The sequence below is a fragment of the [Clostridium] celerecrescens 18A genome, from assembly GCF_002797975.1.
Classification (GTDB): Bacteria; Bacillota; Clostridia; order Lachnospirales; family Lachnospiraceae; genus Lacrimispora; species Lacrimispora celerecrescens.
In genome coordinates, this window is record NZ_PGET01000001.1 from 4,032,552 (window position 1) to 4,048,707 (window position 16,156).

Sequence of the window (16,156 nt, forward strand, 5' to 3'; positions counted from 1 at the left end):
TATTATCTCACCACCTTAAACTTGTATCCAAATTTTGTTTTATCTAGAATTGCTCTTTTCCCATTTTCTGAAACAATCATAATATTCTCACTAGCCGATCCCGTTTTTAAAACCTTAGAAACAAAACTAATAAAGTCAGCATGATTATTTCTATCCTCAGCCGTCTGAACATAGCCATCGTTCAATCTACTGATTAATTCAAATAATGAATAATCTATATCTAATGAGATAATTTCTTTCGTCTTTACATCTTCAAAGCACAACATTATAATTGGCGTAAAACGTTGTAGACTATTATCTCCATTACTAGATGGTACATTTTCAAGAAACGCCTCAAATTTTACATTTTCATATAGTTCAAATCCTTTACTCTCACTCAATCTGATATTTGAATCCGCTTCACTTCCACACCACTGTACAACACCCTTTTCAACCATGTCATATATAGATTGGAGTTTTCCTTTCTTTCCTGAGTTATAATAATAAAGATCTTTTAAGAAACTCTCATAAACCTTATCAGAATTCTCCGCATTCATTATTTTTGAAATACGAACAAGAATATTAAACATTTGAGCCTTTAATGCCCGATTGTAATTCAACTTATTCAAACTTTCCTTTGTACATAATACAGAAGAATATGCACTCCCCCCAATTGCCTCTTTTATAGACTCAGAGATATCCGAAGATACATAATAGAAGATGGCCATTGTATCCGCTATTTCAGTTCTAACCAATAATGGATCATACTCTCTAAGAAAGTTCATTAAATTCGACAAATCGCCATAATCAAACATTAAAGAGGGGGTAATACCACCAATATATTCTTTAAGATAATCTTCCGTATTAACTGATGCATCCGCTAACTTTTTGTAACTAAAATCATGTGCAACAATAATATCATAAATATAGTTCAAGATTTCTCTCGTAGTCAATATCTCCTTATCCTTTATTGTTGTCTTTACTAAAATTTCGGCCACAAAACTTCTAGCTGCTTCTTCTGACATAAAAGCGTAATTATGTCTAACTGGACAATTTAACGCCATTGGGCATTGAGCACACTTGCTCTGATAACACTCATAAAAAGGGTTTTTTTCATTATTTGTAAAAATTTTAGAAAGAATATCACTGATAAATTGGGGATCCACGCCATTCTCAGTTAAATAATACATATGATAATCTGAAAAACTTACATGTTGAAAACTACTTGTCGCATCATATATATTTTCATTTATTTGAGATGTGAGAATATTACTCTTCATGGCATATTCGCGTAGCATTGCATATTGTTTTCCGTATTCTGACTCGATAAAGTTACTTAAAACGCCCAAATTTATTGCCATTATAATATTCTGACCTGGCAGATTAATGTTTGCGTCGGAAAAACCATTTAAAACATCATTCAGCGTTTCTATGGCCGTCTTGAAAGGCGCACTACTCTCAGTGGCATCGTTATAAACACAATATCCATCAAGCAATTTCTCTTCATCCAAGTTCTTTAAATATGAAAGCAAATGTGATTTTCCATCACCAGCACTTCCACATAGAAGTACAAGTGTCTTCTTTCCAGATTCATTGATTTTTTTCAATATTACTTTAAGGTCTACCTCTACAGGTCGCGATATATGCATATACGCTTTAAAGTCATCAAATTTTCCAATATTATCTATTGACTCATTTGAAGACTTTCTAAGTTTATTCAGCTCATCTACAAACTCACATTTCCCCATTTTTTTCACTCACCTTTTTATTATTAAAACTACGTCTTCTATTCTCTAAGCCAGTGTTTTACATTTTTTAATTATCAAAAATCAAACGAGCTCATTTCTATTCATTCTTCATAAAGTACCAAGACTAATCTTTATTTGCTTACAAAGCTCATAATTTTATCCACTATGCAACAAATCAACATATAATTTTTCACATCCATTTCTATTATACTTTCATTCGTTTAATATCACAATAAATAATCACACTTTTCTCAATACTATCAAATTTATAATATTCTCAAAAATTATTTCCGGCCTAACATTTTCTGTAACCAGAAAATAATCTTTCAATAACGTCTCCATAGTATTCAGTGGAAAAACATAAAGGAACTCATCAAAAAACACTGGATAAAAGCTGAAAACATCAAAAAATGAGGTAATTAATCAGATTGATTGAATAAAAATACTAAGATCCATGTGAACCGGAATACGAGAATAAGCTTAATCCTATTTTTTTGTAAGTTAAGGAACTTCCTATTTTCGTTATTACACCCCGCTGCATTTAGAGCTAGAAAACCTATGATTTCCTATCTTTACTATTCAATATAATCAATATAAAAAATTACTCGTGCATTAATTATATTTCAAATTCATTATATAAAATGGAATACTCCTCTTGTTCAATCAAGCTCCATCTATATTGGGGCTTTTGTGGAATATCGTACATATTAAAAGGATTCTTTAGTACCTCTCGAAATCTCAAAGCATTTTCTTTCTCAATCATTAATATATTTTTTAAATCTTCAATACTTATAACTGGTACTTCACCTAATTTTGAAAAGTAACTATTTCCTGTAATTATCACGTAAAATATTTCTTTAATCTGAATTTTTTTACTCACAATTTTTTCTCTCTTCAAATTAGAAAACAACAAATAGTCGTCCTCCGTAATAGCTACCCTACAAGCATTTATTTGTTCAATAGCTTTTCTAATTATACATTCCGCCTTCCATAGTTGAAATGGTTTTCTATTACAATGAGCAACCTTTATTTGTCCAAGAATCACTTTCCCATCTTTGTATGCAACAAGATCAAAATCTGTTTTCTTTACTTTTAATCCTGATTGTAAAACCTCCCAACCGCACTCATTAGTTATAGACTTAACTACATTTTCAAAGACATTCTTTCCAAAAAAATCCACTTCTTCTCCTAGTATTTTTGACCCTTTGGCATTTAATGCAATATTCCTTGATTCTTCAAAAACATTATAATCTTCATCAAACATCCACTTGGCAATAATGATATTTTCTCCAACCCGAAAATAAAGATGTTCGCAAAAATCAGACAAAAAGTCAGAATTCTTAAATACAATATTATATACTGTCAAAAATTCTTCATCTGTAATTTTATCTCCAAAACAAATATTTTTTTTAATTTCTTTATAATGTATGGAACGATACATACCTGATTGAGTCATAATTAAAAATAACACTTCAATGTAGAGATATAATAATATAGATACTATAACAGATGCCGTATACTTCATTTCATAATGACGTAGCAGAATATCAAGCATATTTTCTCCCAAAAATTGTCTATCCAGCATTCCATTCATCCAACTTTTTAATATTTTACCATCTTCCTCAAAATAACATTTTTTACATATATAGCATTCATAAAACTGATATATTAAATCCTTTTTCCAGTCTTTAACCGCCATACGTTCAGCGGCAACTGTGCCATAATAGGCCGATCCCAACATTAACCTATAACTATATTCTGGCTTTTTCATACGTAATTGAACTTCAGGCCTGTTCTCTATAACTTCTATTTTCTCAACATCCTCTTTAAGGTAGCTAATATCATCAAACTTTTCAGCAATACAGCCACACTTTATCGCTTCTGAATAAATTGACTCAATTAACTTTTCTTTACATAAATAAATACTCTCAGCAATTTCTATTTTGCCCTGCGCTTCACTCCACGCTGTATCGTCAGGCAATACACCAGTTGCTAATTTAATCAAGAGTTTTTAGGATATCCAATAATACTGGGGTTATCCATTGCGAACATACCGACACATACTAAAAAAATAAATAAAGAATCAAATCCCTCTTGTATCTGTTGACTAATTTTATACTGAATTCTATTTATTACTGGAAATATTTCTTTTATAAAATATATATAATTCTTTACATTATCTGGCCTATTATATGTTATTAGTTCATATATCTCTTCTTTTTCTCTTTGATCAATTTTATTTGACAAATAAATCTTTAATAACATTTTTTGATTAAGCAATTCCTCAAAAGGAATATCCACAATGTTCTGCATTATATAGCTAGTAAGCTCAGTTTCACATTCTACTGGATTATTAATATATTTTTTAATTTTTTCTATGCTCCTCATTTTTACCCCATTATACTCCTCTCTTGTAAATATCTGCATTTATTTGTACCATTATAAGTTGTTAAACAGCAATATCAATTCATATCATATAACTGGCTAATCAGAACAGCTTCCTTATATGTATCTAACGTTCCGAAGCTCTGTTTATCGCTCCCATGAATGCAGGAAAGTATAATCGAAAACTCCTCCAGAAACCATTTCCACCAATCCGCATTCCACCACTAAAATCAATTCCAACATCTCCCAATATAATCAATATGTCTTCACGTTTCGTCTGAAAATGTTCACAGAACGCTTCTTCCCATTTAAACTGTCCATAGGTATCCCCAGTAATATAAATCATACCCAAATTCCTTTCCGGATGATTACCTTTCGGTCGACATCTTAATTATATCATACTTTATTTACAAAACGAAAAAGTTGTCTTATATTCTCCTTTTACAGAAAAAAATAAATTTTCCCCATATATTGCCCCCTATGGCTCTCAACCATAGGGGACAACAATTAACACACATTCATCTATTTTATTCTATAAGACTAATCCTACAATCTCGACGAGAATATTTATATACCCCATCAGAAAGGACATCCTCTTCCGGTACCTCATTCCTATTTATCTGACTGACCATTTCCTGCAATTCTCCATAATCCATATCTCCCTTATCCGGAAGCAATATGACTTCATGCACACTGGAGGGAAGTATAATAACATCAGCATTTTGCTCCTCAGCAAACTTCTTTAAACAGTCCTCATATAAAAGGCATCCAGCTCCATTAATCTGCTTTTTATTCGAAAGCACATACAAGTGTGGTTTCTGCGAATCAAAATCCAAAAAATCTTCTACCATCTCCTCCATTTCCAATTCCTCTAAACGCCCCTTCAAAATATCGCACATAATCTCTTTCATCGTTTTAATTTTCGGCGGCAGCAATATGGGAGTATTTCTCATTGCCAGACGATACAGTTCCTCTTTCTCCACTCCCCAAGGCTCCATATGAGAATTGTGAATCAAAGCCGTCATTTGCCCTCCTTTGTGCTCATCAAGAATCAGATAGAATACCACTGCAAGATCCAGAAATTCAATATATGGAACATCCTTTAAAAGCTCCTTATTCTTTTCCCTCTGGATCAGCTTAAAAGCCACTTTATCCTCCAGATTATTAAAATTCAAAAGCGCTCTCATGTCGCCAAAAACCACGTCATTATTCTCGTTATACGCAGATAGAATATCTTCTAGGATTTCCTGCAGTGACATACCATGGGTAAAATGCATATAGTATGAATTTAAGTAAATTGTGGGAGCGATATTTTTACTTGCCTTCCCAATAATCAGCCCATCCAGCACAATTCCGTTATTTTTTGTTATCTTCTGAATCCGAATCTTATAATCACTACCAAATCTTTTCTGCACTGCTGCTCTAACTTCCTCTAAAAACTGATTGTAATTCATTTGTTCTTCCTCCATTATCTTTCTCGCATTTTTAACAACAAAAAGAAGCATCTCCTTAGAAATGCCTCTGGCAAAAAACTCATGTATTCATTTACCCACTTCACATAGCCAATCTCACATTTATTTACCAATGCAAAATAAAGCGGCATAATAGAAGCTATAATCTCAACTCAAACTACAACTTCTCCCCTACTCAAGACTTCTCTTCATTCTCTCTTTCATAATCAAACCGAACTCTTCCCACCAGATAAATAGGCACGGTTATCTTCCGAACTGCCATACCGCCATAAGTATCCCCTTTCAGGAAATAAACAGCCTCTACCTTTTCATTTTTTAAAAGCTGCTGCACTGTATCTGTTTCTGATTTCTCAGCCTCTACCTCCACGCCATAGCTATTATCATTTTTCCAGCGTTTTATAAGGAAATCAATTTCCCCGTCCTTATACGTTCCAAACATTGGAGCTATTCCTGTTATCTCAAAGCCCCTGATACGTTTTAACAACTCAATATACACAAAATTTTTACTTATCATTTCCCTTAGAGCAGGCAAATCTGCTCCTGCTGCATCCAGAAAATATCTGCATACTCCAACATCCTGAAAATTAAGACGATTATACAAAGATACATTTACGGGATCACATTCATTGGCCTTATCACAATAACCTATGATATCTGAACGATATAGCCAGTCTATAACTGCACAAATACTTTTCTTCATGGTTCTATTGCTTTTTCCATTATAAATAATACGAGATAATTCTGTAATTAAATCACCATGCTCCTTTTTCTCCCGGGCAGAAAGCTGTGCAATTGCAGGAAATATCTGCTCCAGCAAAATCATTTCCTGTATACCGCCTAAGTATCTTTTTGATTCTTCTATAAAAGTCCTTATAATCTGCGTCAAAACTTTTTTGCATTCTTGCGTATCCTGGGTTTCCATATAACAATTTATGACATCCGGATAGCCGCCTATTTCACAATATATCTTATAATATTCTTTTAGTTCATCATATTGTTCGGGATTACTGGAACCAAGCAGATCAACGTCATTGTAAAGCTTCCGTTTCCCAAATGCCTCAACAAATTCTTCGAATGACAACGTATTAAGTATCAAATTCTCTGTGTCTCCTGCTGAAAGAAAATACCCCTTTTCCAATGTCTTTCCTAAGTAACTGCCTGCAACTATAAAATGACATACAAAATCTCTTGAAAATCCTCTGATTTTGGAATACACTTTTGCTGATTCCTGAATCTCATCTATAACAATAATCGTGTCTTTGTTATCCTCGAACCGGGAATCGAACAATCGGATAGCCTCTTGCAGCGCCTTTTCTATCCGCGGCTCTCCGGGCTTCCAGGCAGATGCCTGTTCCATACAAGCAAGAAATTGTTCACCGGACAGCTGAGCCATATTAATATAGATATAAACTTTATAATTATCTCTGGCAAATTTATCCAGAATAAATGTCTTTCCAGTCTGTCTGGAACCTTTTAATTCCAGGACCTTACCGCTGTCACGCTGCTTCCACCGAAGCAGATCATAGTAAATATTTCGTTTCAGTTCCACCAGAGCCATCCTCCTTTTCCAATATTTCTACTGTAACACACCACAACCCTAATTCAAATTCTTTTCAGTAAAATATATTACTGAACTCCTTATCTTTCATTATAGAAGCTTCCCTTTCTCAAAACTTTAAAAATACCTTTAGAACCCTGGCTCCATCTTTCATACCGGCAAGATACAGATAACGATTTTCTTCTGCCGACTGCATGACCCATTCATCCCAAAACTGCTCCATAGCAACTTTTGATTCCTCATCCAAACGTTCAAGAATATCTTTCATCTTGTGGTTTAACTCCCTTTCCTCATGAAGGGTTTCATCAGAACGTGCATTTAACAGCATCTCAATACGGTCACAAATGATCTGTTCCAATAAATCTTCCAAATTCATATCATCACCTTTTCCTTTTTTGCAACTAAAAAAAGCCCCCGCAGTCTCATACCGCAAGGGCTAATCCTATTGTACTCGTTGAAACCAATCCGGCACATTATGAGAAACACGGACCGGGATCCCATCTTTATAGATGGCAATTCTTCTAAATTCCTTAGTATTATCATATAGAGAAGCCAGATTACACATAGGAAGAACAATCTTCAAGTTCTGGAATGTTTCCAGATATCGTTTCTCCACATCCTTATCCGGTATTCCATGCCCACCTTTTGATACACGGTAGGCAATCCTCTGTTTTGCCAATTCCACACAATCAACTCCAACATAATAAAGTTCAATGTAATATCCCTGATTCCTGGCTTTTTCTATGGTTCTAAAAATGGTCTTTCCACAGAGCGTTGTTTCCTGATTAAAGGAACTTCCGGTAGATAGACATTGATTCAATTCCTGAACAGCCCGTTTTCCAGCTTTCATAATATCACTGGTTATTTTCCAGTCCCCAAATGTTTTAAGAATTTCATCTGTATTTATTCTAGGCATCTGATGATACTTGGGAAAAGTCTGATACAGCGTAGACTTCCCAGCCCCATTTACTCCTGCAAAAATAACATATCGTTTCATCAAAACCGATTCTCCTCAATCACCTTTCTCTGTCTCTGCTGAAGGACAAGGTCACTGATCATAGAATAAAATTCCTGTTCTTCTTCCGTCTCCGCCCCAAGGATTAACTGTGTAGTCTCATCCGGATCTAATTTCATGCACTCTTTGTACAACATTTTCAAGGTTTCATTCGTTGACATATCATCACTCCTTCCTTGTAAGTAAGTCCATTATATCATAGGAGCATAATAAAATACAATGAGCGCTCGAACATTTGTATCAATTATGCCAGTACATATTTTGCTGCATGCTCTGTAAATCAGCCTTCCATTTCGTTTTGCTTCTGCTCCATACTCAAGTCCATGCTTAGTTCCGCCTTAATTGTATCGTCCATATGCCATCATCAAAAATTCATTCACCTTAATTAAACCTTGTATTGTTGATACTCAAACTCACCTATTTCCAGCACAAGGGGCATCCCGGGGCCATATAGCTTTGATATATTCGATTGCAGACAGGACAAATTGCTAATTCCCCTATGCGAAACTGCTCATCAAGCCATGATTCCGGGTCTTGTCCATCTATACTTAAAAACATTTCCTCCGCTATCTCCTTCTGTCCCAGGCTCAGTTCGAGAAAATTCGCTCCGGTATACCGCCGTCCAGCAAGCTCCGGAATATAGCAAACTCCAGATAAAGAACAATAAAATGCCTCCGGGTTCTTATAAATACCTCTCTTGGAAAAACATTTCTTTTGAAGTTGTCCTAATGCTATTGCATCATGAAAAATACGCCTATCACTCTGACTTCCCTTTATCATGCCACCTCACTGTTTTCCGATGTATCCGGCAGACACTCATTCCGTATCTCGCTCATATCAATGGAAAGCTGTGTTTTCACCGTTTCATCTAAGGTAATCGCTTTCTGAAAATCTGACTTAATAGGTGCATATTTTAACAGCTGCTTAATCACCGTCTTTTTCGCCATCCCCTCATAATTATTCTTCCATGGACTGAAATCCGAAGTAAACGCTTTTGAATACTTAGTGGCATAAGCATCTACATAGCTTTTGCTCATAACTTCAAAGCGAAAGCCACCGTTATCCAGCCGGAAAATTGCGTAGAAAGCCCTGATCTCTCCTGGCTCATCAAAAGATGGCCGATGGGTCAAAGACGGATGAAGCCCCAATTCATAAGAAAATTCATCATTTTCATACACCACCTGAGCCTCAATGCTCTGCATCCTGTCATTGCGGTATGCCAAATCTATCAGTCCACGATATCCCAGCTGGAACTGACACTCCAATACCCCTTTATTTTTATATGGGATTAGATAAGCCTGTCCCAGGGGCGTATTGGGTTCCAGCCCAAGCTGAGCCGCATTCATCAAAGCCGCAATAAAGCTCATTGGAGTGCATTCCCCAAGCTTAGGAGTATTATTAATCGCAGACAACGCCATACGCGTAAATCTTTCTGGCGTAAGTATACTGGGAAGCGCCCGTTTAATTTCCGGTTCAAGGGCCTTAACCATATCAACGATTGTCATATTCTTTGTCAGCTTAACGGATTGACTTTGACTTCCGCCGCCTGCTGCCCTCTTCTCTAATTCCTGTTTTACATCTGACATTTTCTCACCCTTTCATTTTAGTTTATTCAATTCATTTGAAAAGGACCATCCTGCATCCAGCAAAACGGTCCCTCTCGTCAATAATCAAAATATCAAATTAACATAATCACGTTTAGAATCAACGACTGAATATATAATTCTGTTTGGTTCTGCTCTCTCATCTTATAAAAAACCAAATCATTTACCTGACTGTACATCTTTATATTCTGATTGCATTAAAAGTCATGAGATTTCCCCACCGAAAGATTTTTACGGATATCTGAAAATGTATTCTCGATAGGAGCAGTTCCCTCGTTATCCACATCAGCCAGAGCTTCCGCCAGCATTTTCCACAATTCCAGCTCGGTTTTCATCTTTTCATACTGGACATGGCTCATCAAAACAGTATCCTCCCGGCCATTTACTGTAATAAAAACTGGTTCTTGGGATTCCCGTGTTAAGGCTGATATCTCCAAATACTTACTTTGTAAATCAGATGAAGGTCTGATTGCTTCCATGTGTATCCTCCTCGTCATGATTTTATTGCATTACGATATCGTGATAAAAATACGTCTACAATCCGCATTTTTTGCATTGAGCAAAACAAGCATCATGTGAAGCGTTAAACTTGAATCTTTACATCTTAAACCTCAAACCATTACGCCGCCTTAACAGTAAATCGCCTTGACTGACTGCTTTTGGCAAAATCCCTGTAAAGATCCGGCCGTTCCTCCTTTAAACGCTTGCTGTCAATGCGGACCGTATCCACATTGCTCCAGGAAACTCTATAGTGCTCATTAAATGCCATTTCATATTCGCCCATATAAAGCTTAAGCTGCTGTTCAATCTGATTCTGCTCCTGTGTCAACTTCTTTGTCAGAAGAATGATTTCTTCCCTTCTTTTCAGCTGCTTATTTAAATTCGACGGAAGAGGAATCGTCTTTTTAAGGGCTGTTGGAAAATACCGGTTAATCACTTCGTTTGAAATATCACTGCCATCCGGGTCCGGCATATTTCCTGACAAAACATGTTCTTCCCAGAACTCTTTTTCTATAGCAATCAGATTTTGAATCAGCTCCTCATCCCGTTCAATTTTCTTATACTTAAATTCCCTCCCCAAAATCACAACAGCCAGATACCAGGCCTTCGCCCCAGTCACTGCCATATAATGATGACATTGGATTTCATAATGAGCAGGAACGGAATCTCCGGTCCATTTATCTGCATTATAGGCACTGGCGGTTTTGCACTCAAGCCCCATATTTTCCCCTGAAATAAGGCGGTCGACATTTGCCAGCATAAATGGATATTCTTCATTCTGATACATGGCGTTTGATCGCCGTACCTTTAAGCCTGTCTCTTCCATAAAACGCCGGGCAACATATTCTTCCAGATCCCGTCCCTGTCTCATGGATTCATTATCATAATCTTCTACTTCTGAACTTGTTTTTTCATAAAAAACACTCATAGGACTGACATAAGGATTAAGGCCGCAGATTGCACCTGCATCAGACCCGCCGATTCCCTGTTTTCTGTATTTCAGCCAATCTTCATGAGATAAGCCGTTTGTTGAAATCAACTTTTTCATTCATGCCGCACCTCCAATCCCAAAAGGCTCAATTCTTTCTTCCCGGAAGCTTACATATCTGCCCTCCGAACCAATCACAATATGGTCAAGCAATTCGATTCCCAGCAATGCCCCAGCTTCCTTAATCCGACCTGTAATAAGAGAATCTTCCCGACTTGGTTTCGGCTCTCCAGAAGGATGATTGTGAAAGCAAATGATTTTTGAAGCATTTGAAAGAATCGCATGCTTAAACAAATTACTGGTGTCTACCACACAGGCACTCACACCACCCACTGCCACAACTTCCAAAGCAATTGGCGTCATTGCCGAATCCAGTGACATGACCATCATAATTTCCCGGTCTGAATATTCAAAAAGAGGTCTTACAATGTCTGCTGCCTCTTTTGCTTCATGAAAACGCTGAGTACCATAAACAACCGTTCCTTCCCGGATCATCTTCAGCTTTATAATTCCCACCTTTTTCTTGGGAGCAGGCCACCTCATCATACTGATTACCTTTTCTTCCTGAGTCATACTTTTCATATACGTTAGATCCTTTCCATGGAAAAAGGAAGCACCAGTTTTTAAACAAGATACTTCCGTTTTCAATATAACTATTTTTTTCTTCTACCTTTACAGATTATTTTCTTTCTCGCAATCCAGGCAATGCACATACTTCAATGCCAAAACTGAATCACTTTATAAAAATACATAGTCCTTCATTTCCATTAATAACATTTCTGTGTCAACAAGCCCCTCATACCAGCATACGCTCAGAGGAACATTATTCAAATAGCTCTCTGTAATCTCACTTAGGCTCAAATATTCATTGATCTGCCTTTCAAATAAATCCAGCACTCCAGTGCTTACGTTCTGCTTCAAAATAGGAAAATCTCTGCAATCACATAATATCTTCCATTTCTTATTTATTTCCACCTCTTCCTTTCGCTTCAAGCATCATACCACCAAAGATTATAATAAGGATCTCTGAAATCTCTGGTCCTGAAACAGCTCCAACAGTTCTTCCCATTCCTCTGCATTATCCATTCCCTTACAACATCAGCAAGTCATCACTCAAAAAATCCCTCATGCTTATCCAAAATCCAATCAGACAAAACTACTTTTTAAGGTACACAATAATACGCCCATTTTTCCTGGTTTCTATCCGGTAAGCTCGCCTTAATTTAATTAAAGCACCAACGCCACCGCCCGCTACTCCAATTATAACAGCTGTCACTGCAACCTCGGTTCCTAAAATAGCAGCTGCAGGCGTCCCGGCAATCAGACTGACAATACCGGAAGTGCCACCCGTTATGGGAACCTGCATAAGTGCTATGATGGCAACAGCCAGGCAAACAAGACAAAAGCTCCAAAGAGTAAGGTTAATCTTATACAGCTTTTTTACCTTAGATGCAAGATCTCCCTCTAGTTCAATTCCATCCTTCCCCTCTCGTATTGCTTCTCCAAATTCTTCTTCATTACGAACATACATAGCTCTTCCCCCTTTACACTGCAGTTACCAGCGCATATGCCTTATCAATCATGGCATTGCCATCCACCGTCCTGGCGAATAAATTTTCCCGGTAATTGGCGCGTTCCCGAAGCGGCTTTGAATGAGTAGCAAAATCAGAAACGGCATTGACAAAACGGTAGGCCGTTTTCCCTACATGCTGCAAATCGGGAGCAGAAAAATATCTGTCCTTTACTTCTTCTTTCATCCGGCGCAGATTTTTTAGCTGCTGTTCAGTTGCATTATCAATCAAAGGAAAAAGAGCATCAATATATTCATATACCTGCTTATCCGTCAATTTCTGCCGGTTCATCTGATCAATGCTCCTTCCCAGCTCCGCCATGTAGGTATCTGCATACAGAAGTGTGTATCTGGCATCCTCCATCTTCCCCCGGATATCTCCTACATGATTGGTGGACCAGGAGCGCTTTGCTGTGGACAATGCCAGGTTTAGTGTGTTCTGGCAGACAACACGAATAGGTGTCATAGCCGCCTTGATTGCTCCCGTTCCATCATGAGAGTTCATGAACACCAGGTAAGGAGTGACCTCATCTCCGCTGATAATATACCGCTGAGGAAGCTTTGCCAGAATCCAGGTCCGCCGTCCTTCCTGCAGAGAGCCAGCCGTTTCATATGTAACACCTTCGCCTAGTAACTCATCCGTAAACGCAAAGGCTTCCTGATTTTGTACCACCTTATAACGATCTGTTACTACGCCCAATATACGATTATCATTGTCCCTTACATTTGCCTTAAAACCCAAAACGGGTATGCCGTCATCGCATATGAAATCTTTCTGGATGACCGTCCAGTTAAGCCCGGCAAGCTCCAGCGCTGATTTTGAGGTCGGAGCCTCTAATACCGAAGTGCCCAGGCCATGCCAGGGTGCCTTTCTTCCGGTGTAGAACATTGTTTCAACATTTGCTGCCATAATCGTTTCCTCCTGTCTTTTCATTTATTTAATTTTGTAACTTGTCATTTGCACCTGTAAAATGATTTTTCATGTTCTTTAAATCGTTTTACTATTCTTTTTCTTCATTTCCCACGTTTCCTTACCCCCTTTCCGAGCAATAAAAAAATACCCTCCTGTAAACATTTCAATAACTATAAATACTCTGAAATACTCACAAGGAGGGCTAAAGCATGTTGTTTGATGATTACGGAGACCTTTTAAACTTAAATGATATCTGCATGATTTTAGATATAAGACCGGCCACCGCTGCCAAACGCTGCCGGAGCGGTCGGTTAAAGGCCTTTAAAGCCGGACGGGAGTGGCGAATTACCCGGCTGGCTCTGGAAAGCTACATTTTTTCAGAAAGCCATTATTCCCCTTATACCTGATATTTCTCCGCACCAAACATAAAATCCCCAGGCCGCTAAGTGCCTGGGGAATCCTTTGGTTATTCATCTTTTCCTAAAAGTTCAAGAATGCAGGTAACTGCCTTCAGAATAACCGTGAGAATTTCTTTGTACATGAAGTTTACCTCCTGAAGTATTCTCACGGTTATAATATCTAATTGAAAAGATATTCCTTTTAAATAACCTGTTTTCTGCTTAATTTATCTGAATTTTAATTGCCACTATTTTTACATCATTACTGTATATCATAATAACCGTCAATAGGATATTCTAATTTGGAGCTTGAAGTATCAACCCATATATTGATTTTAGTGTAATCATTTATATCATCCCATAATGCGATGACATACGCCGGATTCTTTCCATTTGAATCTACTAAATCTCCTTGACAAACATATTTAGAACCATCATTTCCATATACTCCCATAGACCATGCTCCGTCGCCATCATTAGGATATAAAGTATATATGGTCTGATCAAAATTCTTGGTTGTAGAGAATACAAGAACTGGCACTCCATCTTTAATATCTGCTTTTACAAACAGACCAGACTCTTCCGCATACCATGTATTACTAAACTCTTTCCATACCGGGTATTCTTTTAATTCCGGATAGGTATTGCTTGTGCTGGGAATATAAACATCTTCCGGCATATCAGAATAATCGTCAGGAAGATCCCCGGAAGCTTCTTCTGTAGAATAAACCGCACTTTCTTCATCATAATAGCTGTCAGCTTTTACAGCACCATTAGGATCGAACACATAATCATCTTCCGTTTCTGGAACCGTTGGTGCCAGAGCTGCCGCCTGTGTGCTTCCAACTTTGTTTGAGAACGAATTCACCGGAGTAGTATCTGCCGGTCCTCCGTTTTTAATCATATAATCTGCCGCTTCAAATATCATATACAATGAAGTCGAGTATTCTAATTCATTTGTTGCCGTTTTCCCTTCATACTCTAAATAAGATATATTAAAATAATCGGAATCTTTGTCAACCGCAAATTGAACACATAGAATGCCTTTGCCATCTGAGGAACGTTTTAATTTACCATTATATTCTACATAATAGATACCTTTTTCTTTGGTCACATACTTCCAACTACCATTATCACAGAGTGCATCAAACGCTTCCCCATAAGTCATATTAGGATAATTGACTGGTGTTGATTCCTCCACTAACTTGGCAACTACAAATCTGGCCGGAATGATATCTGTAATTTTTCCGTTATTAAGAAAATTCCCAATCAGGATAAAAGCTGCCAGACCAAGAATTGCATTTCTCCATTCCTTTGCTTTCTTCTTTCCCTCTGGGGTAGACTTATCAATTTTCAATCCTTTCAGTTTCTCCGATATCCAACCAACGAATCTATCGACTTTCTTTCCAACATCTTCTGAATCAATGTCAGCAATCTTCTGACCGATTGTTCTCCTTTCCTCTTCACCAGTCTGCTCTCTTTCATCTGGCATATCTATTGTTTCTTCCATATTTCTTTCATTTAAATTTTTATCATCTTCGTTCATATCTTTTCTCTCCTTTGAAAACTCTACAGTTTTAAAGAATCCTATTTTCTTGACCGCTTCACTCAACCTCATTCTCAACATAAAAAACAAGAAATAACATTTCCAACTCTGCCGGATAAATCCATTGGATTTCTTCCAGACTCACCTTACTTACTTTCCGTTTTACTTCTCTCCGATTCTGCCATAACTATTACGTGACCGAAACGGCATGCCGTAACCTTATAAGTATTTATTAATCCTCTCCGTTCGTAAACTTAATCTGCAAATTTACTTAATCTCTCTTCCTCTCATCTACATTATTTTTTATACCCCTTTGTACCACCTCCAAGTTCTAAATAAAAATGACTTCTTTAATTGATTCAATCATAACAAGTAATAGTGACATCTAATGTCTCTGTAAATGGTTTTTCAAAAAATTTTCACCTTTATAGAGCTTTAGATGCCACTATTCCCAGACACAATATGTATTTAAAAAGCAG

At 37.1% G+C, this 16,156-nt stretch carries 18 protein-coding genes; 1 reads left to right on the top strand and 17 read right to left on the bottom strand.

Features of this window, described 5'->3' with window-relative positions; genetic code table 11:
* Nucleotides 1-2 precede the first annotated feature (2 nt).
* The 16 genes from dptF to H171_RS18370 form a co-directional block, all read right to left on the bottom strand.
* Nucleotides 3-1,727 carry a DNA phosphorothioation-dependent restriction protein DptF gene (dptF, locus tag H171_RS18290; protein ID WP_100306409.1) on the bottom strand — a complete coding sequence of 575 codons (1,725 nt, stop codon included), beginning with the start codon at nucleotides 1,725-1,727 and terminating at the stop codon, nucleotides 3-5.
* Between the two features lie 616 nt (nucleotides 1,728-2,343).
* Entirely contained in the window at nucleotides 2,344-3,732 is a 1,389-nt protein-coding gene (locus H171_RS18295) for a hypothetical protein (protein WP_100306410.1), read from the bottom strand.
* Nucleotides 3,729-4,154: a G protein-coupled receptor family protein gene (locus H171_RS18300; protein WP_157803189.1), complete on the bottom strand. Its 426-nt coding sequence runs from the start codon at nucleotides 4,152-4,154 to the stop codon at nucleotides 3,729-3,731. The genes H171_RS18295 and H171_RS18300 overlap by 4 nt, the downstream gene beginning before the upstream one ends.
* An 85-nt stretch (nucleotides 4,155-4,239) precedes the next feature.
* A complete protein-coding gene (locus tag H171_RS18305; protein ID WP_100306412.1) occupies nucleotides 4,240-4,458 on the bottom strand; it encodes a hypothetical protein in 219 nt (72 codons plus the stop codon).
* A 181-nt stretch (nucleotides 4,459-4,639) separates the two neighbouring features.
* Nucleotides 4,640-5,566: a DUF5688 family protein gene (locus H171_RS18310; protein WP_100306413.1), complete on the bottom strand. Its 927-nt coding sequence runs from the start codon at nucleotides 5,564-5,566 to the stop codon at nucleotides 4,640-4,642.
* Nucleotides 5,567-5,759: 193 nt separating this feature from the next.
* On the bottom strand, nucleotides 5,760-7,142 hold the full coding sequence (locus tag H171_RS18315; RefSeq protein ID WP_242976996.1) for an ATP-binding protein: 1,383 nt from the start codon (nucleotides 7,140-7,142) through the stop codon (nucleotides 5,760-5,762).
* Between the two features lie 109 nt (nucleotides 7,143-7,251).
* Nucleotides 7,252-7,518: a hypothetical protein gene (locus H171_RS18320; RefSeq protein WP_100306414.1), complete on the bottom strand. Its 267-nt coding sequence runs from the start codon at nucleotides 7,516-7,518 to the stop codon at nucleotides 7,252-7,254.
* Between the two features lie 66 nt (nucleotides 7,519-7,584).
* Nucleotides 7,585-8,139, bottom strand: coding sequence for a zeta toxin family protein (locus H171_RS18325; protein ID WP_100306415.1), 555 nt, complete (start codon nucleotides 8,137-8,139; stop codon nucleotides 7,585-7,587).
* Nucleotides 8,139-8,318 (bottom strand): hypothetical protein, encoded by a 180-nt coding sequence (locus tag H171_RS18330; protein ID WP_100306416.1) that lies wholly within the window; start codon nucleotides 8,316-8,318, stop codon nucleotides 8,139-8,141. The genes H171_RS18325 and H171_RS18330 overlap by 1 nt, the downstream gene beginning before the upstream one ends.
* A 615-nt stretch (nucleotides 8,319-8,933) precedes the next feature.
* Nucleotides 8,934-9,743 carry a recombinase RecT gene (locus tag H171_RS18340; protein WP_100306418.1) on the bottom strand — a complete coding sequence of 270 codons (810 nt, stop codon included), beginning with the start codon at nucleotides 9,741-9,743 and terminating at the stop codon, nucleotides 8,934-8,936.
* A gap of 215 nt (nucleotides 9,744-9,958) precedes the next feature.
* Nucleotides 9,959-10,240: a type II toxin-antitoxin system prevent-host-death family antitoxin gene (locus H171_RS18345; RefSeq protein ID WP_100306419.1), complete on the bottom strand. Its 282-nt coding sequence runs from the start codon at nucleotides 10,238-10,240 to the stop codon at nucleotides 9,959-9,961.
* A 140-nt stretch (nucleotides 10,241-10,380) separates the two neighbouring features.
* Nucleotides 10,381-11,310, bottom strand: a complete 930-nt coding sequence (locus tag H171_RS18350) for a YqaJ viral recombinase family nuclease (RefSeq protein WP_100306420.1) — start codon at nucleotides 11,308-11,310, stop codon at nucleotides 10,381-10,383.
* Nucleotides 11,311-11,832 carry a JAB domain-containing protein gene (locus H171_RS18355; RefSeq protein WP_100306421.1) on the bottom strand — a complete coding sequence of 174 codons (522 nt, stop codon included), beginning with the start codon at nucleotides 11,830-11,832 and terminating at the stop codon, nucleotides 11,311-11,313.
* Nucleotides 11,833-11,988: 156 nt separating this feature from the next.
* Nucleotides 11,989-12,243: a hypothetical protein gene (locus tag H171_RS18360; RefSeq protein WP_100306422.1), complete on the bottom strand. Its 255-nt coding sequence runs from the start codon at nucleotides 12,241-12,243 to the stop codon at nucleotides 11,989-11,991.
* A gap of 163 nt (nucleotides 12,244-12,406) precedes the next feature.
* Entirely contained in the window at nucleotides 12,407-12,781 is a 375-nt protein-coding gene (locus H171_RS18365; protein WP_100306423.1) for a hypothetical protein, read from the bottom strand.
* 13 nt (nucleotides 12,782-12,794) lie between these two features.
* Complete coding sequence (locus tag H171_RS18370) at nucleotides 12,795-13,730, bottom strand: DUF932 domain-containing protein (protein WP_100306424.1); 936 nt, start codon at nucleotides 13,728-13,730, stop codon at nucleotides 12,795-12,797.
* Nucleotides 13,731-13,942: 212 nt separating this feature from the next.
* Here H171_RS18370 and H171_RS18375 point away from each other — a divergent pair, with 212 nt between their 5' ends.
* Entirely contained in the window at nucleotides 13,943-14,140 is a 198-nt protein-coding gene (locus H171_RS18375) for a helix-turn-helix domain-containing protein (RefSeq protein WP_100306425.1), read from the top strand.
* A 253-nt stretch (nucleotides 14,141-14,393) separates the two neighbouring features.
* On the opposite strand, the gene H171_RS18380 is transcribed toward H171_RS18375, so the two are convergent.
* Nucleotides 14,394-15,677, bottom strand: a complete 1,284-nt coding sequence (locus H171_RS18380) for a hypothetical protein (RefSeq protein WP_100306426.1) — start codon at nucleotides 15,675-15,677, stop codon at nucleotides 14,394-14,396.
* Nucleotides 15,678-16,156 lie beyond the last annotated feature (479 nt).